18 protein-coding genes, 1 tRNA gene and 5 pseudogenes are annotated in these 21,363 nt (G+C 69.6%); 9 read left to right on the forward strand and 15 right to left on the reverse strand.

Features of this window, described 5'->3' with window-relative positions:
* Window positions 1–731: pseudogene (locus tag H4N64_RS28190) on the reverse strand (ArgS-related anticodon-binding protein NrtL); the annotation flags it as partial.
* A 73-nt stretch (window positions 732–804) separates the two neighbouring features.
* On the opposite strand from H4N64_RS28190, the gene H4N64_RS28195 reads away from it, so the two are divergent.
* Entirely contained in the window at window positions 805–987 is a 183-nt protein-coding gene (locus H4N64_RS28195) for a hypothetical protein (RefSeq protein ID WP_186285245.1), read from the forward strand.
* Window positions 988–1,051: 64 nt separating this feature from the next.
* Here H4N64_RS28195 and H4N64_RS28200 read toward each other — a convergent pair whose 3' ends face one another.
* On the reverse strand, window positions 1,052–1,525 hold the full coding sequence (locus tag H4N64_RS28200; RefSeq protein ID WP_186285246.1) for a response regulator: 474 nt from the start codon (window positions 1,523–1,525) through the stop codon (window positions 1,052–1,054).
* Window positions 1,526–1,629: 104 nt separating this feature from the next.
* Here H4N64_RS28200 and H4N64_RS28205 point away from each other — a divergent pair.
* A tRNA-Arg gene (locus H4N64_RS28205) sits at window positions 1,630–1,701 on the forward strand.
* Window positions 1,702–2,164: 463 nt separating this feature from the next.
* Here the strand turns inward: H4N64_RS28205 and H4N64_RS45600 are convergent.
* The 10 genes and pseudogenes from H4N64_RS45600 to H4N64_RS28250 form a co-directional block, all read right to left on the reverse strand.
* Window positions 2,165–2,278, reverse strand: a pseudogene (locus H4N64_RS45600) (transcriptional regulator); the annotation flags it as partial.
* 162 nt (window positions 2,279–2,440) lie between these two features.
* Window positions 2,441–3,904: a tyrosine-type recombinase/integrase gene (locus H4N64_RS28210; protein WP_186285247.1), complete on the reverse strand. Its 1,464-nt coding sequence runs from the start codon at window positions 3,902–3,904 to the stop codon at window positions 2,441–2,443.
* Window positions 3,901–4,095 (reverse strand): helix-turn-helix transcriptional regulator, encoded by a 195-nt coding sequence (locus H4N64_RS28215; RefSeq protein ID WP_186285248.1) that lies wholly within the window; start codon window positions 4,093–4,095, stop codon window positions 3,901–3,903. Before H4N64_RS28215 ends, H4N64_RS28210 begins: the two co-directional genes overlap by 4 nt.
* A complete protein-coding gene (locus H4N64_RS28220) occupies window positions 4,092–5,225 on the reverse strand; it encodes an AAA family ATPase (RefSeq protein WP_336246823.1) in 1,134 nt (377 codons plus the stop codon). The genes H4N64_RS28215 and H4N64_RS28220 overlap by 4 nt, the downstream gene beginning before the upstream one ends.
* A 909-nt stretch (window positions 5,226–6,134) precedes the next feature.
* Window positions 6,135–7,370: a serine/threonine-protein kinase gene (locus H4N64_RS28225; RefSeq protein WP_186285249.1), complete on the reverse strand. Its 1,236-nt coding sequence runs from the start codon at window positions 7,368–7,370 to the stop codon at window positions 6,135–6,137.
* A 1,202-nt stretch (window positions 7,371–8,572) separates the two neighbouring features.
* Window positions 8,573–8,830: pseudogene (locus H4N64_RS28230) on the reverse strand (hypothetical protein); the annotation flags it as partial.
* 61 nt (window positions 8,831–8,891) lie between these two features.
* A pseudogene (locus tag H4N64_RS28235) lies at window positions 8,892–9,913 on the reverse strand (hemolysin family protein).
* A 370-nt stretch (window positions 9,914–10,283) separates the two neighbouring features.
* The gene (locus H4N64_RS28240) at window positions 10,284–10,550 is read right to left on the reverse strand and encodes a cation transporter (RefSeq protein ID WP_336246817.1); all 267 of its coding nucleotides are present in this window, start codon (window positions 10,548–10,550) and stop codon (window positions 10,284–10,286) included.
* 7 nt (window positions 10,551–10,557) lie between these two features.
* A complete protein-coding gene (locus H4N64_RS28245; protein WP_186285250.1) occupies window positions 10,558–11,751 on the reverse strand; it encodes an urease accessory protein UreH domain-containing protein in 1,194 nt (397 codons plus the stop codon).
* Between the two features lie 121 nt (window positions 11,752–11,872).
* Complete coding sequence (locus H4N64_RS28250; RefSeq protein WP_186285251.1) at window positions 11,873–12,307, reverse strand: hypothetical protein; 435 nt, start codon at window positions 12,305–12,307, stop codon at window positions 11,873–11,875.
* 178 nt (window positions 12,308–12,485) lie between these two features.
* Here H4N64_RS28250 and H4N64_RS28255 point away from each other — a divergent pair, with 178 nt between their 5' ends.
* From H4N64_RS28255 to H4N64_RS28280, 7 genes and pseudogenes are all read left to right on the forward strand, one after another.
* Window positions 12,486–12,623: a hypothetical protein gene (locus H4N64_RS28255; RefSeq protein ID WP_186285252.1), complete on the forward strand. Its 138-nt coding sequence runs from the start codon at window positions 12,486–12,488 to the stop codon at window positions 12,621–12,623.
* Window positions 12,620–12,850, forward strand: coding sequence for a hypothetical protein (locus H4N64_RS28260; RefSeq protein WP_186285253.1), 231 nt, complete (start codon window positions 12,620–12,622; stop codon window positions 12,848–12,850). The genes H4N64_RS28255 and H4N64_RS28260 overlap by 4 nt, the downstream gene beginning before the upstream one ends.
* A gap of 4 nt (window positions 12,851–12,854) precedes the next feature.
* Window positions 12,855–13,691, forward strand: a complete 837-nt coding sequence (locus tag H4N64_RS28265) for a F510_1955 family glycosylhydrolase (protein WP_186285254.1) — start codon at window positions 12,855–12,857, stop codon at window positions 13,689–13,691.
* A gap of 17 nt (window positions 13,692–13,708) precedes the next feature.
* Window positions 13,709–14,398, forward strand: coding sequence for a 1-acyl-sn-glycerol-3-phosphate acyltransferase (locus tag H4N64_RS28270; RefSeq protein ID WP_186285255.1), 690 nt, complete (start codon window positions 13,709–13,711; stop codon window positions 14,396–14,398).
* A gap of 816 nt (window positions 14,399–15,214) precedes the next feature.
* Window positions 15,215–15,925 (forward strand): hypothetical protein, encoded by a 711-nt coding sequence (locus H4N64_RS28275; RefSeq protein ID WP_186285256.1) that lies wholly within the window; start codon window positions 15,215–15,217, stop codon window positions 15,923–15,925.
* Window positions 15,926–16,106: 181 nt separating this feature from the next.
* Window positions 16,107–16,237 (forward strand): annotated as a pseudogene (locus tag H4N64_RS45605) (universal stress protein); the annotation flags it as partial.
* 142 nt (window positions 16,238–16,379) lie between these two features.
* Window positions 16,380–17,075, forward strand: coding sequence for an ester cyclase (locus H4N64_RS28280; RefSeq protein ID WP_186285257.1), 696 nt, complete (start codon window positions 16,380–16,382; stop codon window positions 17,073–17,075).
* 233 nt (window positions 17,076–17,308) lie between these two features.
* On the opposite strand, the gene H4N64_RS28285 is transcribed toward H4N64_RS28280, so the two are convergent.
* From H4N64_RS28285 to H4N64_RS28295, 3 genes are all read right to left on the reverse strand, one after another.
* On the reverse strand, window positions 17,309–18,286 hold the full coding sequence (locus H4N64_RS28285; RefSeq protein WP_336246818.1) for an L-threonylcarbamoyladenylate synthase: 978 nt from the start codon (window positions 18,284–18,286) through the stop codon (window positions 17,309–17,311).
* 517 nt (window positions 18,287–18,803) lie between these two features.
* Window positions 18,804–19,445, reverse strand: a complete 642-nt coding sequence (locus H4N64_RS28290) for a carbonic anhydrase (protein WP_186285259.1) — start codon at window positions 19,443–19,445, stop codon at window positions 18,804–18,806.
* A gap of 431 nt (window positions 19,446–19,876) precedes the next feature.
* Window positions 19,877–21,355, reverse strand: coding sequence for a SulP family inorganic anion transporter (locus H4N64_RS28295; RefSeq protein ID WP_186285260.1), 1,479 nt, complete (start codon window positions 21,353–21,355; stop codon window positions 19,877–19,879).
* Window positions 21,356–21,363 lie beyond the last annotated feature (8 nt).

Here is a 21,363-nt window from a genome sequence, read left to right on the forward strand (position 1 = left end):
GCGGCGTTACGGGTGAGCGCGCGGGTGCGGGCGTGGGCGTAACGGACGCGGAAGAGGGGGTTGGACTCGCGCTGGACGAGGTGCTCGTCGCTGATGCGGGGCCGGTCGTGGATGGCGGGGTGCAGCAGTGCCCAGCGGGCGGCGTCACGGCCGAGCGGGAGGGGGTCGGCTGGCGCGGGGACGGGGCGTACGTTGACGTCGCCGGGCCGGCCGTGGGCGTCGACGCCGACGCCGAGGACGTCCTGCCACTCCGGCTCGGGGCGGGCGTCGCAGCTGGTACGGACGAGGGTGCCCTGAGACCGCAGAAGCCGGGAGACTGCGTCCATGACGACGACGGCGCGAACCTCGTGGGGACAGTGCAACTGCACGACGTCCCGGCCGGACCCGTCGGCGAAGCCGTACCGCGATCCGCGCCGCAGGATGTCCTCGACGAGGGCGGTGGGCGCGGCACCACGAAGACTGAAGTTGATGAACCCGGGCCCGGTGACGACGACGTCGGCGACACCGTCGGACCCGACGAGGTGCGGCCGCAGGATCTCGGCGACGCGCTGTGGCGTCTGCCCGGCGGGGCGGGCGAGCTGAAGCGCGATGTTGGTGGCGTAGTCCCCGCAACCACCGGGCCCCGGCACGGTCACCAGAACCCGCTCCGGCACGGCCACGCGCAGCTCCCCCTCATCGACAGCACGACGCACCGCGCGCAGCACGGTACGGGAGAGCTCGACGGGGGTCACGGGACAAGCGTATGGGAGAAGGGGGGTGGGTAAGCGAGCGGGTTTGGACGATGGTCCGGGATGTGGACGGTGGGTGGAGGGGCGGCAGGAGGGACGGAAGGAGGAGATGCCGGTGGAGGGGCGGATGGTGGACATGCCGATGGAGGGGCGGATGGTGGACATGCCGGTGGAGGGGCGGATGGTGGACATGCCGGAGAGGGGCGGATGGGGGGACATGCCGGAGGAGGGGCGGATAGAGGACATGCCGAAGGGATGAGTGATCACGAAGCCACGCCGACCGCCATCCCGCCCGCCGACCGCTCAGCGACGACCCCGTCCGCTCACCCGGAGTCCCCCGCGCGGGCACGGGCACCGGCCCCCAGAACACCATGCTTCCGCTCGATCAGCTTGCGTACGAGGGCGACGAGCTCGGCGGGTTCGAAGGGCTTGGCGAGGAAGGCGTCGACGCCGACGTCGAGGCCGCTTTCGACCTCGTACTGCGTACAGGCGCTGACGATGGCGAGGGGCAGATCCCGGGTACGGGGGTCGGCGCGGAGTCGTGCGGCGGTGCGCAGCCCGTCCAGCCGGGGCATGACGACGTCGAGGGTGACGACGTCCGGACGCACCTGGTGAACGACATCCAGACACTCGGCACCATCGGCCGCGGTCACGACCTCGAAACCCTCCAGTTCGAGATTGACCCTGATCAGCTGCCGGATGACCTTGTTGTCGTCCACAACAAGCACCCGGCCCGACGCGCCTGGCACAAGTTGAGAGTAGGTCCGGACCGGGCACCGCGTCCGGGTTTTGCCCACTTCCACCCCCTGCGGGCGACCCCACCCCCCGGAAACCGGTTCATGAACACCCCGAGTGAGCTGGTAGGGTTCTACCCGTCGCCGCCACCCAAGGCGCCCGACACGCCCCCGTAGCTCAGGGGATAGAGCAACGGCCTCCGGAGCCGTGTGCGCAGGTTCGAATCCTGCCGGGGGCACTCGCCTAGTCACCTACGAACTTTCGTACCTGACCAGCGCGGATGCCGACATGAAGAGGGCGGGAGTCAGTCTCACTGACTCCCGCCCTCTCTCGTCGTCTCTCAGCGTTCGCGACACACCTCCGACACACTCAGAGGCAACGCCGCCGTCGCCGCCGTCGTAGTGGAAGCCACACCAGGGCGCCCTTACTTGCGGGCTTTGGCTCCCTCGAAGACGACCAGGAACGGTGAGATGAATCCCGACGCCTCTATGGGGCTCGTGTGTCCGAAGATAACCAGCGCTACCCCAGCGGCCAATGCTGCGCAGTACATGAGCGCATTAGTCGGTGGACTCGGTCCTTGGGTCGGCTGCACGTCTTTGGGCATACTCGTCTTGGCTCCTGACTCTGCTTGCGGGGTGGTGGGCCAGGAGGGTCATCCGCGTCATTTCAGAGGCGCTGCGGGTGGCCCTCTTTGTTGAGCTCTCTTTCCGCTGGCATTGAAGGCTACTCGCCAAGTGGTCCAGGACAACCACACACAGATCAGATGTGCTCGAAAATGAGAAGATAACGAAAGGGCGGGTGACGCTGATATGTGCGTCGCGGGGCACGTCCGCAATGTGGAGCTCACGGCTCCACAGGTCACGCGCGACAACGGCGCCTACTCCCGGGCGTTCCCGCGTCCATCGCGCTGGCCGGAGGGCCCAAGCCGAAGAAGTCCCGGTAGGTCGGCGGCAGCGCCCCTCGGTGCGCGTTGGCTGCTAAGCCATATCGCCATCCTCTTCCAGCCGCTTCGCAATCTTGACGTTTGCAGCTTCCTCATGACCGTCAATACAACCGCGGTAGCGGCGATGGATGACTTTCGGCGAATTGCCAACGCGACGGGCTATTTCTGCAATGAGCACCCCGGCGTTCAGCCACCGCGTGATGCAAGCGTGGCGTAGGTCATACGGGCGCCCAGCCAACGGCGAGTCGACTCGTTCGGGCGGCAGCGCGTATTCCCGCGCTTCCTCCCACGCCCGCCAGTAGGTGGAAGAGCCGACTACTCCCCCTCGCTCGTTGCCGAACACCCGCCCTTCCTTCGCGGTCCCGAACTCCTTCAGGTGGGCCCGGAGGATGGCAACCAAGACCGGGGGGATGGGGACCGGCCGGTCGGTGGACGCCTCGCGCGCCTTCAGGCCCCGCCGGTCGTGGCGCTCCCCGGAGTCGGTCCACTGCTTGCCGGAGACGGGGCGCGTCTCCCGCAGCGTCAGCGTGCCCCAGCCCTTCTCTGGCAGGTGGCAGTCCGACAGCCGTAGCCCGACCGCCTCAGCGGGCCGGAGACCTGCGTAGTACAGGACCGCGTAGAAGGCCACCAGGCGCCGCCCACGGCAGCGATCCCACGATCCGACGTAGGAGACGGCGGTGAGCAACTGCCGGGCCTGTACAGCGTTCACCAGGACGCGCGAGTCCACCACGTCGTTAGATCCCATGCGCTTCCGGCGGGTCCGCTGGAGTGGGTTCTCCGGGAGCTCCCCCACGCTCACAGCGTGTTCGAGAGCGGCGTTCAGGGCCCGGCGGCGCCGCTTGTACGTGTCGCCCGCGGCCGGGGTGCCGTCCAGCTTGTAGCTGACGCGGTACAGCGCATCCTCGAACACCTCGGCATCGGTAAGGTCGCCCAAGGGCCGGTCGGTCGTTGTGACCCAGTCGTACGCGGCCTTGAGTTCGGCCGGCGGGTCCTCCCCCTCATTCGCGGGCACGATCCCCCACCGGAAGGCCAGCCGAAGGGTCCCGTCGTCGGGAGCGTCGTCCCCGCGCTTGACCATGGCGAGCGTCACGGCCGCGAGACCGTCAGCCATGCCCTCACGGGTCTTGGCCGCAGCCATACGCCACCGCCCGGCTACGTACTTCCGGCAGAACTCAAACCACCGCACCGGCGGTTCGGCGTCGGCCACCTCGGCGGCTTCGGCCGCTGCGCGCACCTCGGACTCGGGCAGCCCCGATTCGATCTCGAATGCTTCGCCGCGCCGGTTCATGGCCTGCCACAGCTCGGACCGTCGGCTTTCCGCGAGAGCGGACGTGGTGAACGTGTCGCCGTACACCTGCCCTGCGACGACCCACCGGAGGCGCCACGGGCGGGACTTACGCCCGGTCTTGGACACCTTCCACAGCTTGACGTCGAAGGAGTAGCCCGGCCGGGCCGACCCGCGAGGGCGCCCGGCCGGGGTGTCGTTCTCGGCGCTCACGCAGCGTCCTCCCGCTCCGCAAGCCAACGCTCGTACTCAGAGCGCCGGATCCGCACATCGCCGTTCGGGAGCTTGATCGCGCGGGGTGCCTTCCCGAGCTGGCGCCACCGGTAGAAGGTCGACGGGGCGACCCTCAGATCAGCGATGACCTCCTTGACGGTCATCTTCCCGTCCCGCGTACGGGCGCTCATTCCGCCATCCCTTCGGCTTCGTCCGCACCGGACAGGCCGGACAGCTCCAATTCCGACTGTCTGGGGTGTTCGTGCTGGTCAGATGGGGTAACCGGACAGCCGGACAGTGCGGACACCTCTTGGGCGCCCTCTGTCCGGGTGTCGGTGTCCGGGTAGTACCGGCCGCTGGGGTCCTTGGTGAGTTGTCCGGAGTCGGCCATGCGGTTGCACGTGCGGCGGATCGTGTCGATGTCGACGTGCGGCAGCTCACCCGCCATGTCCTTCGGCTTGGCGCCGGGGTGGGCGCGGACGTAGCGCAGGATTGTCGCGCGGGTGTCGCTGACGGTGTGGTCGGTGACCGGGCCGTCGAGCAAGTGCCAGGCGCCTGAGGCGGGTTGGAAGCTGAGGGCGTACTCGGCTTCGTCGACGTCGCGGCCGGTGACGTGCAGGATGCCGTCCGCCTGCCCGCGGGCCCGCTTGAGCACGAGCGTGGCGTCCGCCGCTCCGGCAATGCCGTTTGTGCCGGACACCTCGGTCAGGAAGTCCTCGGAACCTGCCTTGCGGACGTGGTGGACGAGGACGACGGCCACGTTGTAGTGGTCGGCGAGACGCTTGGCGTAGCCGACGGCGACATAGTCCGCGTCGTACGCCGACACCCCGGCCGGGGCCTGTCCGCGCATCTTGGCGAACACGTCGATGACGACCATGCGCGCATCCGGGTTGCGCTCCAGCCACTGGGCGATCGCCTCGGTCCCGCCCTGGGGGAAGGGCGGGCATTCAGTGACCAGCGTCAGCCCGGCGGGGGCTGGCTGGCCTCCGAGGATCTTGCCCATGCGGGTCTGGAGACGGCGTGGGGTGTCTTCCAGGGCGAGGTAGAGCACCGGTCCGCCCTGGACGGGCACGGAGTCGAACGCCTTGCCTCCGGCCGCGACCGACAGTCCCAGTCCGAGGGAGAGCCAGGACTTGCCGACCTTGGGCGGTCCGGCGAGCACGTTGACGCCCTCGGCAAGGATGCCGGGCACGGCCCATTTCGGCTCCGGGAAGTGCGCGGCCATGAGCTGATCGGCCGTCCAAGCGGTCCGTCTACCGCGTACCGAAAGACGCAGAGATCGCGCTGTGGGAGTTCGAGGAATATGACCTCGAATCCGAATCGAACCCCACCCTTGTCGACCTCACCTGAGAGGCCCTTGCGCACACAACGCGCAAAAGTCCCCCGCTGGTTAGGTCTGGCAATCAGCGCGCCTCGGACTGTCACATCGACCAGCATCTTCCAGCGCATAAGGGCTGCGGTGGGGCCTGGCTAGCCTCGGTTCGAGTCATAGCCCCACCGAGCCCGGCCGTCTTTGCCCATGAAGCATTTGGCGTTCTGGTCGTCAGAGCTGCTCCCGCCATTTCTCCCGCTGCTGCCGGAGCTGCCGCCTTGGGCCGGCTGTGCGGTGACGGTCACCTTCGCCCTGACCGTCTTCGTCTGGCTCCGGCACCGATGCCGAGGAAGAACGCGAAGCTAGCGCGGGCAGAACGTATCTCTTGCGCGCCCACCTCGGAGTCGGACGTGGCAATTGCGGTATGGGCGGCCACATGTGCGGGTTGTTCATCTCGTCCCCCTGCGGGCGTTTCTGGAGGGGATGACGGTACTGCCGGGCGGAGGATGTGTCCGCTGCCTGTGGGAGCGGTGACCTTTCCGTGACGGCCTGGCGGCTCGTCCGGCTACACGGCAGGCTCCGGGCGGCGTTCCCCCGTGCTCGGAACTCGTCAAGGACGGCCTGATCGTGAGACCTGATCCGGATCAGGCCGTCTACCGGCCGGCCTGACTGCCGAGCCGGGCGAGCCCGCCGTCCACGGCGTACATGCCGCAGGTGAGGGCGCCGGGTTCGGACGTGACGGTTTTCGGCGTCGGGGAGGCAGGCGTCGAAGATTGAGGTGGAACCGTCGAGTTCACCAGCCTGAAGCCGGTGGAGAGAGCGTTGACATCGGCAACGAGGTCAGCTGGTGCAACTGGCTGTCGTCTGTCACCTCGTACACGTCGACGTCAGAGGGCGGTTCGGCGGCCCGGCACCGGTTCAGTCGTCGGATCCCTTTCCCTTCCCCTTGCCGTGCTCGCCCTTGTCGTCGCTATCTCCGCCGTCTTCGTCGTCCTCTCCCGGAGGCGCCATGGTGGATGTCTCGACAGACGGGGGCGTAGCGGCAGGGGTCTCGCTCACGGGTACGGATCTGACGGTCGTCGGCGTCGGTGAAGTCGGCTGCGTGGGCGAAGGGTTGTCGTCGCCGGTGTTCAGTGATGCTCCGATGGCGGCGGCAGCAGCGAACAGGACTACTGCGGCGGCGCCCAGTGCTGCTTTCGGTGCGAGCCTGCGGTGGGTGCTCGGACGGGAGTGCGTGACGGGGACATCCGCCGGACGCGGTGGCACCGGCGCAGGGATGACCGGGGCGGGCAACGGGGCGGTGCTCTGCGGCTCCGGAGGGGGCTGCGCCTGCTGCTGCGTGCGGAGCCAGGTGGCTGCTTGCTCGGCGGCGGGCCGGTGTGCGGGGTCCTTGGCCAGCAGGTGCAATACGTAGTCGGAGAGCGGCTGCGATATCTCGGGGCGCAGCCGGGCAGGCGGCAGCGGGGCGGCGTCGACGTGCTGTTGCACCACGGCGAGCGAGGTGGCGCCACGAAACGGGGGCCGGCCGGTGAGCAGTTCGTACAGCACGCAGCCCAGCGAGTAGACGTCCGATGCCGGCTGCGCCGCCCGCCCCAGGGCCCGCTCGGGGGCGAGGTAGTCGGCGGTGCCGAGAATCTTGCCGGTGACGGTCAGGGTGCTGGCTGCGTCGTCGGCGAAGCGGGCGATCCCGAAGTCGGTGATCTTCGCGGTGCGGTCGGCGGTGAGCATGACGTTGGCGGGCTTGATGTCCCGGTGGATCACCCCTTGGTGGTGTGCTGCGGACAGGCCCGCCGCCACCTGTGCCGCGAGGGCGGCCGCCTCCTGCGGGGCCAGGGTGCCGCGCATCGACCGCTCCTGGGCCAGGCTCCAGCCGTCGACGAGTTCCATGACCAGGTAGAGCCGACCGTGGTGGGAGCCGAAGTCGTACACGCCCACCACGTGGGGGTGGTTGAGGCGGGCCGCGGTCTGCGCCTCCAGGCGGAACCGCTCGGTGTCCGTGCCCTCTTCCGTCTTCAGCAGCTTGACCGCGACGGGGCGGCCGAGGACCTGGTCGGCTGCTCGCCACACCTCGCCCATTGCGCCGCGTCCCAGCAGCTCGTCCAGCTGATAGCGGTCCGCCAGCAGCACCCGTTCACCCACCCCGAATCGCAACATCAACCGCACATCACACAGACCCGAATTCTCGTACTTGATGATCATTCGGGTTGCGGCGCGCCCAGGTTACCGGGGCGCCCCGGACGGTGGCGGCAGTCCCGTCGAACCCCCGCGGGCAGGCAAGCGACCGGGGGTCTGCCCCGGTGGTGCGAGTGCCCGCGCCCTAGGGGGAGCAGACATCACGGGGCCTGACCACAGCAGGCCCACCTACTACAGGGGCCTGACCACAGCAGGCCCACCTACTACAGCGCACGGGGTGGTACCGGCGTCACACTGCGGCAGACCTGAGGATCACGAGGTCGGTCGCTGAACCGACGGCTGGGTGGATCACAGCCGGGGCTACGCTCGGCGTCGAAGGATCTTCTCTGCGGCACTGCATATCCGCGACAGCACTCGGTCGGCGTCCCGCCGACGGTCGGCGTCCGAACTCAAGCACGCCACGAGAGCAGCTATCAGGACTGGCAGCAGGATGAAGCCCACGACAGCGGCGGTGTACGACGTCATGGCGGACAAAGGCAAGTGGCGTCACACAGCGGGGCGAGCCTGTTATCCACAGATTCCGGTGCGCCTTGCGGATAACTGGTATGGCTGACCTCCTCCCTGCGGCAACGGACGCAGCGCGGACCGGTGCAGGCTCCGGTGACGGCGGCCGGAGTCGCGCCGTAGCCGCACCATGCAGGCTCGTCGCCGTTGAGGACCGTCCGGCAACCCCTGGCTGCGTCAGCATCCGGACGCTGCACGGGCCACGAGGACAGCGGTGATCGGTGCGGCTCTGACGTGGAGGGTGGCCCAACGCTTGCGGGGCCCGTCACCGCGGGAAGCTGCCAACGGCACGGCCAGGAGGCGTAGATGCTCCGCTGCTGACACGTGATGTCGTCAAGTACTCGTATTCACCGAGGTGTTGACTCCGTAACCGTCCACCCTCATGTGTGACGCTCCAGGTGCACGGTGCGCTGGAGGAGGTGACCCACCGACAGGGGTCAGGGCGTCCGCCCTCTTGGGGGAGGTATGCGGGCGCTGTCGTGCAGGGGCAGGCTCGTTCCCCCGTGACGGGTCTGTCCCTGCTCGCGCAAATCAGCCCGGGCCCGTTCTCACTGGACGGGAGGCCGGGCGGCTCTTCACTCTGGCAGCAGCCTCGCGGGCCAGAGCGGATCGCCGTAAATCGCGTGAGCCGGCCCGGCCTCCCGATTACGGCGTTGGACGCCGAGGACCGGGTAGTTGGAGTGACCGTGCTTGCCGATCAGGTCGACGGCCTCGGCGGCGGCGTCCTTGCGGACGAAGACGGCGTCCGCGCGCGGCACCATCACCTCGTCCAGGGTGCGCTCGGAGAACTCCAGCGCGTGGTCCAGCAGCGCGGCGGTGTCCTTGGGCAACTCGCCCTGCTCGTGGGACTCGCCGGTGAGATGGCCGAGTTCCTCAAGGGTGGCGCCGTGGTGGAGTTCCTCCACGGGTTCGATGCCAGGAGATAGCCGGCCATACCGGGCCGCCTCGTGCGGGGGCGCGCACGAGGCGGCCCGGCGGTCAGGCGGCGTCCCGGGCCGGGCCGACCAGCTCGGACAGGACGTTCTCCATGGTCACGAAGCCGAGGACCGCGCCCGTCTCGCCGGTGACCGCGGCCAGGTGGCTGCCGTCTGCACGCAGCGCGGTGAGGGTGTCGCCCAACGGGGTGTCGATGCGGACCGGGTGACCGGGTGCAGGGCCGTGCGCGGGAACGGCTGGTTTCGGTCGGTGATTCCGAGGGTGTCCTTGATGTGCAGGTAGCCCAGCAGGGCGTTGTCCGGGCCGGTGACCGGGAAGCGGGAGTAGCCCGCCTCGGCGGCCGTCCGTTCCAGCGCGGCCGGGGTGATCGTGTGGGCGACCGTGCGCATCCTCTGGGCCGGGACCAGGATCTCCCCCACCGGGCGGGTGCCCAGCTCCAGCGCGTCGCGCAGCCGTTCGCCGTCGGCCGGTGAGAGCAGGCGGGCCTCGCTGGAGTCGACGACCATGCGCGCGAGCTGGTCGTCGGTGAACACCGCCTCCACTTCGTCCTTCGGCTCTACCCGGAGCAGTTTCAGCAGCGCGTTGGCGAAGGCGTTGATACCGAACACGACCGGCCTGAGGGCCCGGGTGAGGGCCACCAGGGGCGGACCGAGCAGCAGCGCGGTCGGCACCGGCGCGGCGAGCGCGATGTTCTTCGGCACCATCTCGCCGATCAGCATGTGCAGGTAGGTCGCCAGGCTGAGCGCGATGACGAACGCGATCGGGTGCACCAGGCCGTGCGGAATGTGAGCCGCCTCGAAACCGGGCTCCAGCAGATGCGCGACGGCCGGCTCGGCGGCCGCGCCGAGCACCAGCGAGGAGACGGTGATCCCCAGCTGGGCGGTGGCCATCATCGCCGACAGGTGCTCCAGGCCCCACAAGGTCATCCGGGCCCGCTTGTTTCCCTCCTTCGCACGCGGCTCGATCTGGCTGCGGCGCACCGAGATCAGGGCGAACCCACCGCCCACGAAGAAGGCATTGGTCAGCAGGGTCAGGGCACCGACGAGGAGTTGCAGGACCGTCATCGGGACTCCTCCCCCGCCTGGACCGGCACCCGGGCCGGTTCGATGATGCGGACGCGGATGTGGGAGCCCTTCGATGCGCTGGTTGTTGATGGACTGCCGGTCCTACAGGCGCTTGGCGTAGCGGGTCGGGAGAACCCCGACGCCATTGCCGGCCCGCGAGCGGAGTACCGACGTGGGCCGGTGGCATGGCGAGGTCGCGGGTCTCCTGCCAGACCCGGTGACAGTGGGCGGCCGGCGGGATCCCGGCGGCGTTGTGGACGAAGGCCAGGAGCAGACGCTGTCCCTAGGGCAAGGTCAAGACAGAGCGGGAAGCCAGGCCGCCCCGGCGGCTGCACCACGGGAGCGGCCTGGGTCCGTCACGCCTGGTGCCTCAGTCGGTGAGCCTGGCTCTGTAGTCGCCGGCGCCCTCCACGGCCGCGACCAGCGCGGCGGTGTCCGGGTCGGCGCCGGGTTCCAGGTGGACAACCGTGCGCCCAGCGCGTACGTCCGTGCTGGACGAGCGGACAGCGGGGAGATCCTCCAGCTCGTCGTCGATGAGCAGGCCGCAGCTGGCGCAGTGCATCCCCTCGACGAGGAGGACCACCTCCGTGCCGACCTGGCCGTCGGTCTTCGCCTTCTTACGGTTGAACAGGTTCACCAGGACCTCAGTTGAATTCGATGGTGCCGGTCTGCATGCCCATGGCGCAGGAGAAGCGCAGGGCGCCGGGTTCACGGGTGCCCAGGTCGACCTTGGTGTCGCCGTTGCGCTTGACGATCTCCTGGACGCCGAGTTCGGGGATGGTGAAGGCGCGGGCGCAGCCGCCGGAGTCCTTGCCGCGCAGGACAAGCGTGGTGGGCACGTCGGCCTGGGCGGCGAAGTGGGTGGTCTCGTAGAAGTCGGTCACGATCAGGGTGACGATCTGCTGACCGGAGGGGTCCATGCGGACGGGGGCGTCAGCCGGTGTCGTCTTCGCGCCCCCGGAATCTCCTGGGGCGGTACCGCTCTGGTCGCCGCCTTCGACGATGAACGGTCCGGTGGCGGCGGCCTGCTTGTCCGTGGAGTCCAAGGACACCCACCCTCCGGCCTGCAGCCCGGAGACCACCGTCCAGGCGGCGATCGCCAGTACCACCACACCGGTGAGCGAGGCGAGTTGGCCCGACAGCGCCCTGCTGGTACGGCGGAGAACGTAGCCGAGCGCGGCGAACAGCGGCGCCGTCCCCAGCACGAAGCCGAACATGACCGCCGCCCCGGCGACCGGCGACCCGGACGTGATCGCGAGCAGCTCCACGGACAGCGTCACCCCGCACGGTACGAGAACCGTGGCGAAGCCGATCAGGGCGGGCGTGGCGACCGAGTCGGTCCTGGCACTGCGCCGCAGGAGCCTGCCGAACGAGGCAGGCGGCCGCGGCACCAGCCGGCCCACCGCCTTGACCCCGAACAGGTCAAGCGCGAACAGCACCATCAGCAGCCCGGCGGCCACCACCATCCCCGCCTGGACGCGGGGGCTGGGCTGCAGGGCCGCGCCGAACACCCCCAGCAGACCGCCCAGGATGGTGTGCGACAGCAGTTTCCCGGCGAGGAATGCCGCCACGGGTGCCACATGCCCGGCCAGTGGCTCACGCTTCAACGGCGGGGCGACCCGCTCGGCCGTGGCCGTGCGGCCCGCGGGCTTCAGCCGCTTCGAGGCGGACGAGGCGGAACGAGTGGAGGTTCGGGGGGAGGGTTCGGCGGCTCGGGCCGGGTCGCGGCGGGTGACCGCGCCGGCCAGCAGACCCCCTTGTACGGCGGCGCAGGAGGCGCCACCGGCGAGGAGACCGGTACTGACACCGGTGATGAGCAAAGCGACGGACGACGGCATGCGTCGTTACTCCTGTTCTGCAACAACGACACGCACGCGCCTGTGGCTGACGGCGTGCCGAAGCGGACATGAGACAGCGCGGCGCCTTGCGAGACGAAGAAGCCTCACAAGGGAGCAGCCATCACGTCCGCGACACACACAACCGGTGCAGATCAGGAGGCGCAAGCGCCGGCGGCGGTGCGTTGGGCTGCGACACCAGCGCGGCGGGGGAACAGGCCACGACCTGCGGCGCATCCCCGGGCTCCGCAGCAGCCGGGCCCGCCTGTACGACGGTGCCCTTCGGTGACGCACACGGCTCCTCGGCCATCGGGCAGTGCGGGCCACGCTCGCCGGAATCGGCCGCCATCACCGCGTGACCGGCCGCTCCCATGGGCACCCGCTCAACCACCGCGTCAGCGTGAGCGGCCGACGACATCGTCCCCATCGGCCCGGCCATGGCCATGGCCATCGCCATGGCAGGACGGGCCAGACCAGCGAGGCACAGCAGCAGCGCACACGCAAGCAGCGCCCCGGACCATGTCCGGAGCGGCAGCGGCAGCGGCACGCGTCGCGTCATGCGCGCCATGGTAGGGCACCCCGGACGCCCCGGCCGATGAGTGCGCACGAACCACGCCGGCCTTGACCTTGCCCCACACGGGAGAGGTTCCAGCGTCGTAATGTCGGGTGTATGGGGATCCGCGCACATCCCTCAACCGGACTGCGTCGCTCATCCCCCTGATCTCGAAGGACCCATCGTGAACCAGCTGTTGTACGTACTCCCCGTCCTCGTGTGCCCCATCGGGATGGCGCTGATGATGTGGTTCATGATGCGCTCCCGCCACTCCGCGGACGCGCAGCCGCCGTACAACGTCAACAAGGACCACCCGCGATGACCGGCGCCTGGCTCCCGTCGGCTCTGACGCTGCTCGCCGTCGCCGCCACATACCTGTGCTGCATCCGCCCCATGCGCCGCAGCAAGGGCGTCTGCTGCCCGGCCCCGACCGCACGCACCAGACAGAGCGTCGACGAAGAAATCAGGCGCACCCGCGAGGAGCTGAGCCGGCTGTGCGAACAGGCCGCCGTCCGGCAACCCGACCCGATCTCGCGCCCCGATCGGTGAACCGATGAACGCGCGTGCCCTCGCTCCCGCCCTCGCCGCCACGCTCCTCGCCGCCGGGCTGGCGGCATGCACCAGCGAGCCGGAACAGTCGCCGACGGCGGTGAGTCACGTCCACGGACTCGGCGTCGACCCGTCCGACGGCAGGCTCTACGTCGCCACCCACGACGGCCTCTTCACCCCCGACGGCAAGGGCGAACCGCAGCTTGTGGGGGACAGCCGCGACGACTTCATGGGATTCACGGTGGCCGGACCCAAGACCTTCCTGGCCAGCGGGCACCCGGCCGCCGCCGACGAGCCACCACACCACGGCCTGATCGAGAGCCGCGACGCCGGCAAGACCTGGAAGACCCGCTCCCTCAAGGGCGAAGCCGACTTCCACGCCCTGGACGTCGCACACAACACGATCTACGGCTACGACAGCGCCAACGGCAAGCTACGTGTCAGCAAGAACGGCACTACCTGGGACGACCGCGCGTCGCTGCGCCTGCTCGACATCACCGTCAGCCCCGACGACCCGAACACCGTGCTGGCCACCACCCAGGACGGCATCGCCACCAGCACCGACGGCGGCCGCACCTTCCGCTCCGGCACCGAGCCGGTGATGGCCTTCCTGTCCTGGCCCAAGAAGGACGCCCTTTACGGAATAGACCTCAACGGGAAGCTCAACCGCAGCACCGACGGCGGCACCACATGGAAATCCGTCGCCGACGTCCCCGGCGGACAACCGCACGCCCTCACCGCCGTCAGCCCCAGCCACATCGTTGCCGCCACCCAGGAAGGCATCTACGAGACCAAGGACAGCGGCACAACCCTCACCAAGCGCCTCCCGATCGCCGGCTGAGACGGAAGGGAGCCGCCGTGTTCTATTACCTGCTCAAGTACGTCCTTCTGGGGCCGCTTCTGCGGTTGCTGTTCCGGCCGCGGGTCGAGGGGCTCGATCATGTTCCGGCGGCGGGCGCGGCGATCGTCGCCGGGAATCACCTGTCGTTCGCAGACCCTCTCCTCATGCCCGCGGTGCTGAAACGGCGCATCACGTTCCTGGCCAAGGCGGAGTACTTCACGGCGTCAGGTCTCAGGGGCCGACTGACCGCGCTCGTACTCCGCGGTGCGGGGCAGATTCCGGTGGACAGGTCGGGCAGGGCCGCGGGGCAGGCGGCGCTCCGGAAGGGGCTGGGGGTACTGGCGCAGGGTGAACTGCTCGCGATCTACCCGGAAGGCACGCGCTCCCCCGACGGCCGGCTGTACAAGGGCAAGGTCGGGGTGGCGGTGCTGGCGCTGGCCGCGCGGGTTCCGGTGATTCCGTGCGCGATGGTGGGGACGTTCCAGCTCTGCCCTTGGGGACGTGTCCTGCCGGGACTCCCGCCGGTCAGGATCCGTTTCGGGGAACCGCTGGACTTCTCGCGCTTTGCCGGGATGGCGCACGAGGAGACGGTGCTGCGGGCCGTGACCGACGAGATCACGTACGCGATTTTGCGGCTGTCGGGCCAGGAGTACGTGGATCGGTACGCGGCCGACGTGAAGGCCGGGCATGAGGTGCGGCGGAACTGAGGTCCTGCCCTTGGGTGGTCCGGACGGCCGTCCACTGCTGAGGTACGGCTATGCTCCCCGGCATGGTTGCGGCCCGGCCGATCCTCAGCGTGCTGCGGTCCTGCTCTTCTGCGGCAGGTCCGTGGCGATGGGTGCTGGCCACGCTACTCATTGCACTGATGTACACACACGGTGTCAGTGGGGAGAGCGCCGCGGGCCATGCGCACCCTGGGGCGGTGTCCAGTTCGGTGGCCCTGGACGTGCAGGAGGCCGCTCCGGTCGCGCACAGCCATGACGGGCCCGGCTCGCACTCGGGCCGGCGGCACACGGACCATCACGATGCTCCGGCACCCGAGCCCGAGCATGCGGCCCATCAGTGTGTATCCGGCCAACCCCAGCAGGGTGTTGCGCTGCCCGCCCCCTGCGAGGCTCCGCTCGAGACGGTTCGGCCTCGGCACGCGTATGCACCAGCCGCCACTCGACCTGCCGCCGCCCCCTGGGCATCTCCGCCGTTGCCGGATTCAGCGGTCCTACGGATCTAGCGCATCGCGCCTCTCGGACCGGTCGCCGAGGCGTTGGTCACGCCGCGCGCCGTCTCGGGCCGCCTATGGCGGCGGCTTCGCCGTGCCCCGTAGTGCCTCTGCCCCTTCTGCTGCACCCATAGCGAAGAGCCGTGCGGAGCGTGGTCGGCATCGGGTTCCGCTGTTCCCGGGAAGTCGGCCTTCGGCCCTGTAACACCCCTCCTCTGGTGGCTCGTGCTTCGTCCCCGCGTCTTGTTGACGGGCCCGAATGTGATCACCCCTGCCCCCATCGAACCCACCCGTGAAAGGCCAGCTCTTGTCCACCTCATCCAGTCTCGCCACCATCCCGGCCCCGTCGCAGCCGGCCCCCAGCCACCGCCGTGCCAGGAGGCGGGAAGGCGCGTCCCTGCCGTGGCGCTACCTCGGCTACGTCGGCTACTACGTGGGGGCGGGACTCATCAGCGGCGCGGTCGTCCATCACCCCATGGACCCGACCCGCTACTCGATGATCGCCGGCGCCGGCGTGCTGGTCTTCCTGCTCGCAACCGTCCTCAACGACATCGTCCTCCCGCCCGAGAGGCCCGCCTGGTCGCGCATGCTGCGGGTGCTCGGCACCTCGACGATGCTCTCGTTCGGCCTCGGCATGCTCAGCGGCGGCATGCAGCATTTCGCAGACCTTCCCGACCGCTGTGCCGTCCTGATACCGCTGGGCATCGTCCTGTCCTTCGTCGCCTACTTCCTCAAAGAGGACAAGAGGCCGTGGCGGCGCATCTTCGGTCTCCTGGGTCTGGCAGTTCTCATCGTCGCGGCCCTCACCTTCGCGGGCCTGCGCCACATTGCCCCCGCCATGGCCGAGTCCGGAGGGGGACACAGCCACAGCGATGTCGTGACCGAGAACGGCAGCGCCGAAGAAAGTGACGCCGACCACCGCGGCGGCACCGCCGATCCGACCTCAGAGCCCACCACGCCAACGAAGGACACCCGGCCCAGCGAGGAGCCCGGACACGACGACGGCCATCACCATTGAGCCGACCGCCCGCACTCAGCACGACGCCCTGCTCTGGCTTCGAAGAGGCCGACAGGACCGATGCCTGTCCCGTGGAACCAATGAGGCACGCCGAGACATCTGGGGGCGCCGGTCCGAGCGGCTGCGGAAGACGGCGAGCCGTGCGGAGGGGGAATGAGGGCATCCCGGCGCGCTGAAGGCGGTGGCGACTGTGGTGCTGCCTGTGGTCGTGGGGTCGACGGATCGGAGGCCGACCTTCGGGCGGTGGATTGGGCCGTGGACGAGGCGGTCCGGCACGGGCTGCCGCTGCGGAGTGCCTCACGGTGGCCAAAGGAGACAACGGAAAGCCGTCGAGCGGCTGGATGAAGCACGACAGCTCTTCTCAAAGCGACGAACAGGCAAGGATGAAAGGTCGGATATAGCCTGAAATAGCCCTGCTATTTGGCATGCCTTGCTCACCGCACGGGAGGGGCTCATGACCTTCGTCCAGCTCATCGACTGCAAGACCAGCAACGTCGATCAACTCAACCGGCTGATGGACAGCTGGGTCGAGGCGACCCAGGGCAAGCGGACCGCCACGCACTCGATCGTCGGGCGGGACCGCTCGGACTCCGCCCATGTCGTCGAGATCGTGGAGTTCCCGTCGTACGAGGAGGCGATGCAGAACTCCAACCTCCCCGAGACCAACCGCATCTTCGAGCAACTGGTCGCCGCCTGTGAGGAGACTCCCACCTTCACGGACCTCGACGTCGTACGGGACGAACAGCTCAACAAGCTCGTCGTGCGCAGATTCTTCGACGAGGTCATCAACGCCAAGAACCTGGACCTGGCCGACGAGCTGTGCACCGGCGACTACCGGGAGCACGACCCCGCCCTCTCCTCCTACGACGTGGACCTCGCCCAGGCCAAACGGGAGAACGGCGAGATCCTGGACGCCTTCAATCCCCGGCTCTCAATGGAGGGCATGATCGCCGAGGGCGACCTGGTGACCTGCCGGATCACCTTCCAGGGCCGGCACACCGGCACGTACCAGGGGCTGGAGCCCACCAACCGGGACGTCGCCGGAACAGGGCACGCCACGTTCCGCTGCCAGGGCGGCAAGATCGCCGAGAGCTGGTGGAACTGGGACGACCTCGGGCTGCTGCGGCAACTAGGGGCCATCGAGGCCTGACCCATCCATCCCCAGGCTCCGATGTGGTGCTGCGGGCACGCTGGAGCGCCGCTGCCGCTGTGCCGGCAGGGTGCCGCCCTTCGACGATCAGGCGGCGAGAGCTGACGCCGAGCACCGTTCCGGCGACGGCACACCGCGGCGCGCGGTGTGCCGTCGTACCGGGTGAGGGGATCGTCCAGAATTCCGCCTCGCCAGCTGGATGTGGCTGTCCGCCTCCACAACCTCGGTGCTGGTCACTCGGTGGGACGGGGCCCCGCGGCGCGGCGGAGCCGGTTGGCGATCGCGAGCCCCAACCCCTCCTCCACCGGCAAGGACGCGACGATCAGGTCACACCCCCGCTGGTCGAGCTCGCGCAGGAACCCGTACAGCCCGCGTGCGTAGGCGGCCATCGACGCGGGGAGGGCCACCACTGCGTGCGCCTTCACCGGAGCGTCGGCGAAGGAGGAGGGAAGAAAGACGCCCACCTGGTGCCCCAGCTCCTGCGCGAGTTCCGCTTCGGCGATGACCTTCTCCGGCTCGACGAGGACGACCCGCGCCCGCGGCGCGTAGTGGGACGGGTGCTGGCCCGGCACCCGAACGCGGCTCGTTGCGTGGACCGCGAGCGGGCGCCCCAGCGCCGCTTCGAGGTCCTCGTGTGTCACCCCGCCGGGCCGCAGGATGCTCGGGATCTCGCCCGTGGCGTCGACGATGGTCGACTCGACGCCGACCTGGCAGGGGCCGCCGTCCAGCACGAAGTCGACGGCATCACCGAGCTCCGCACGTACGTGGTTCGCCGTGGTGGGGCTGACCGAGCCGAACAGGTTGGCGGACGGGGCCGCGACACCGCCGCCGAAGGCCGCCAGCAGTGCGAGTGCAACGGGGTGGTCGGGCACACGCACGGCCACCGTCTGAAGGCCACCGGTGGCATCGAGGGGCACCCGCCGCCCGCGCCGCAGGACCAGCGTGAGGGGCCCCGGCCAGAAGCGTTCGGCCAACAGGCGCGCCGTCGCCGGCACGTCCTCGACCCAGTCGCCCAGGAGCTCCGCGCCGCCGAGGTGGACGATCAGCGGGTGGGAGGGCGGACGCCCCTTGACCTCAAAGACGCGCGCGACGGCGGCGGGGTCCTCGGCGTTGGCGCCCAGACCGTAGACGGTCTCGGTCGGGAAGGCCACCAGGCCTCCGGCGCGCAGCACATCGGCCGCCTTCTCGATGTCACTGGTTCTTGCCGTCACCCTGGCAATCCTCTCACTGCTCCACTGTCCACATTCCATGGTCTCGTCGGCGCATAACGATGAACCAAGGCCGACGGCACCGCGTGAGCGAAGGCCGCACGAAAACCTTCACGGCGACACCAGGGAACACCACCGGCGCAGCCAGGCCAGCGTAGAACCGGCTGTCCGGTCACCGCCGGGCGTCGCCTGGTGCGAGCAGACAGGTGACCCCGGCGCGGCTCCGGCAATGGCGGGCGAGCCCCACGGCACGGTGACGGTCCGGATGCCCGCGCATCCGGTGGCCACGACCTGCTCAACCAGACCGGCCCGCTGGCCTCTCCAACGCCCACCTGACCTGGCGGCCATCCCTGACGCCACCCTCACCCCCGAGGCCGTGCAGTCGTCGATCACGGACGTCACCGGCATCGACCCCGTGCTGCTGCCCGCGGGCGCGATCGGAGCTGACCAGTGTCCGCAAGGCCGTCCCCGACCGCCTCCAGGAAACGCTGAACACCGGTCGGCCGGCTGGCTGCGGGTTTCACCGTGCGGAGGCAGCAGCCCTGCTCAGGCCATGGGAGGCGACCAGCTGCGCACTGCCGTCGGCCAGCCGGTAGGACAGACCCGCCACGGCGAGGCGGCCGGCGGCCACCCGCTCGGCCAGGACGCGGGAGCGGTCCAGCAGCAGATCTACGGTGTGCCGGATGTGCTCGTGGAGGATCTCCTCGGCCTGGTCGCGTCCGGCAGCACGGGCCGCCAGCACGCTCGGGGTCACCCGCTCGACGACGTCACGGACGAAACCGGCGGGCGCCCTGCCGCCGTCGGCGGCGGCGCATGCAGCCGCGATCGCCCCGCACGAGTCATGGCCGAGGACCACGACCAGCGGGCAGTCCAGCACGCTCACCCCGTACTCGATGCTGCCCAGCACCTCCGAGCCGACCACGTGCCCGGCCGTACGGACCACGAACAGATCACCCAGTCCCCGGTCGAAGATGATCTCGGCGGCCAGCCGGGAATCGGAACACCCGAACAGCACCGCGAAGGGACTCTGAGCCGGTGCGGTCTCGGTACGGCGGGCAGCGTCCTGGTTGGGGTGCTCCGGCAAGCCGGTGACGAACCGCTGGTTGCCGGCCAGCAGCATCGCGAAGGCATCGTCGGGAGTCGGCGTCGGTAGCTCAGTCATGGCCGCAGGTTACGGCTGGCCCAGGGGATACGCGCGGCCAGGTCCACGGACGGCGGTCGTCGCACTTCCGCTGGTGGCACACCCAAGCGCCGGGCGACGTCGCTCTCGACCCGCCTCCTCAGCGTCGCTGCGGAGCGGCTCGGCCCACACCTGCACGCCCGCACCGCCTAACTGTGCGCCAGCCCCTTTGTCCCATGACGTCGTCACGCACCTCCCCAACGATGCTCCGCGGGGATGGGGGTGTACGCCGCAGGAGAGCACCTGCAGGGGACCGGTGACGTCCATGGACAGAAACGACCTGGGCACTCTGTCCCGACCGTAGCGCCGGGCTCCTGCGCTTCAGGTAGGTATTCGCACCCTTTCCGGCGATATGCCCGGCCGGGGGCTCGGTCGAGCCTCCGGCCGGGCGGCAGAGCCTTACGACGAGGTCGTTACGGCGCCGTGGCCTTCGCCGGTTGTGCGGTCGTGACCTTCACCGGTTCGGTGTCCGGTGCGCTGTGCCGCTCGGCCCAGGACTCCAGGGCGGTGCGGCAGGCGTGGTCGAGGTGGTGCAGTCCGGACAGGTCCAGCTCGACGGGCCGGTCCTGGGGCAGCGCCTCCAGGCTGCCGAGGATCTTCGGCAGGCGCAGGAAGGTCGCGTTGCCCGACAGGTACGCCTGGATGGGGCCGGCGCCCTTGTCGATGACCTCCAGCTTGAGGTGCGAGGCTTCCCAGGCGGTCTTGATCACCGCAAGGGCCAGGCCGATGAGTACGCCCTCGAACATGTTCACCGCGACGATCGACACGGCGGTCACGATGAGGATCAGGGCCTCGCCCTTGTGGTCCCGCCACAGTTCGGCGATCTGGCGGAACGGGATGAGTTTCCAGCCCGCGTGGACCAGGATGCCGGCCAGGGCGGGCAGCGGAATCAGCGCCAGGGCGGAGGGCAGCGCGGCGGCGAACAGCAGGATCCACACGCCGTGCAGCACACGCGACGCCTTGGTCTTCCCGCCCGCTTGGACGTTCGCGGAGCTGCGCACGATCACCGCCGTCATGGGCAGCGCGCCGAGCAGACCGCATACCGTGTTGCCCGCGCCCTGGGCGATCATCTCCTTGTTGTACTGGGTGCGCGGACCGTCGTGCAGCCGGTCCACGGCCGCCGCGCTGAACAGCGACTCGGCGGAGGCGATCAGCGCGAACGCGACGATGGTGCCCCAGATGGCCGGGGTGGCCAGTTCACCGAAGGCGTCCGCGCCGGGCGGCTGGATGACGCCGAGCAGGCCCTCCACCTGGACGGTCACGACCGGCAGACTGAAGGCGAGCGAGGCGAGGGTGGCCAGCACCACGGCCGCGAGGGCGCCCGGCACGGCCTGCACCTTCTTCGGCAACTTCTTCCACAGCACGATGACGGCGACGGTGCCCGCGCCGATCGCGAGCGAGGTCAGGGCCTCGGTGCTGCCGAGCGCGTCGGCGAACGCCCCGGGCAGCCCGATGATCTTGCCGATTCCGGTCTCCGGGGCCTTCAGGCCCGCCGCCGCGTAGATCTGGCCGGCGATGATCACCAGGCCGATGCCGCAGAGCATGCCCTCGACGACGGCGACGGATATCGCCCTGAACCAGCGGCCGATCCTGAGGAAGCCCATGGCGAGCTGGAGCAGGCCGGCGATCAGCACGATCACGCCGAGCGTGGCCACTCCGAACTCGCTGACCGCCTCGAAGACCAGCACGGTCAGGCCCGCGGCCGGGCCGGAGACCTGAAGGCTGCTGCCGGGCATGAGCCCGGTGACCAGCCCGCCCACGATGCCGGTGACCAGGCCCAGCTCCGCGGGGACCCCGGAGGCGACCGCCACGCCGACGCACAACGGCACAGCGACCAGGAAGACGACGATGGAGGCGGCGAAGTCCTGCCGCAGGTAAGGGAACCTCGACATCACAGTCA

Origin of the sequence: Streptomyces cupreus, from assembly GCF_014257025.1 — a bacterium.
Classification (GTDB): Bacteria; Actinomycetota; Actinomycetes; order Streptomycetales; family Streptomycetaceae; genus Streptomyces; species Streptomyces cupreus.

Coding starts and splice junctions, on each gene's coding strand:
- H4N64_RS28215 (WP_186285248.1), bottom strand. CDS start 4,095: ATGAGCGCCCGTACGCGGGACGGGAAGATGACCGTCAAGGAGGTCATC.
- H4N64_RS28225 (WP_186285249.1), bottom strand. CDS start 7,370: ATGTTGCGATTCGGGGTGGGTGAACGGGTGCTGCTGGCGGACCGCTAT.
- H4N64_RS28245 (WP_186285250.1), bottom strand. CDS start 11,751: ATGCCGTCGTCCGTCGCTTTGCTCATCACCGGTGTCAGTACCGGTCTC.
- H4N64_RS28250 (WP_186285251.1), bottom strand. CDS start 12,307: ATGACGCGACGCGTGCCGCTGCCGCTGCCGCTCCGGACATGGTCCGGG.
- H4N64_RS28260 (WP_186285253.1), top strand. CDS start 12,620: ATGACCGGCGCCTGGCTCCCGTCGGCTCTGACGCTGCTCGCCGTCGCC.
- H4N64_RS28265 (WP_186285254.1), top strand. CDS start 12,855: ATGAACGCGCGTGCCCTCGCTCCCGCCCTCGCCGCCACGCTCCTCGCC.
- H4N64_RS28280 (WP_186285257.1), top strand. CDS start 16,380: ATGACCTTCGTCCAGCTCATCGACTGCAAGACCAGCAACGTCGATCAA.
- H4N64_RS28290 (WP_186285259.1), bottom strand. CDS start 19,445: ATGACTGAGCTACCGACGCCGACTCCCGACGATGCCTTCGCGATGCTG.
- H4N64_RS28295 (WP_186285260.1), bottom strand. CDS start 21,355: ATGTCGAGGTTCCCTTACCTGCGGCAGGACTTCGCCGCCTCCATCGTC.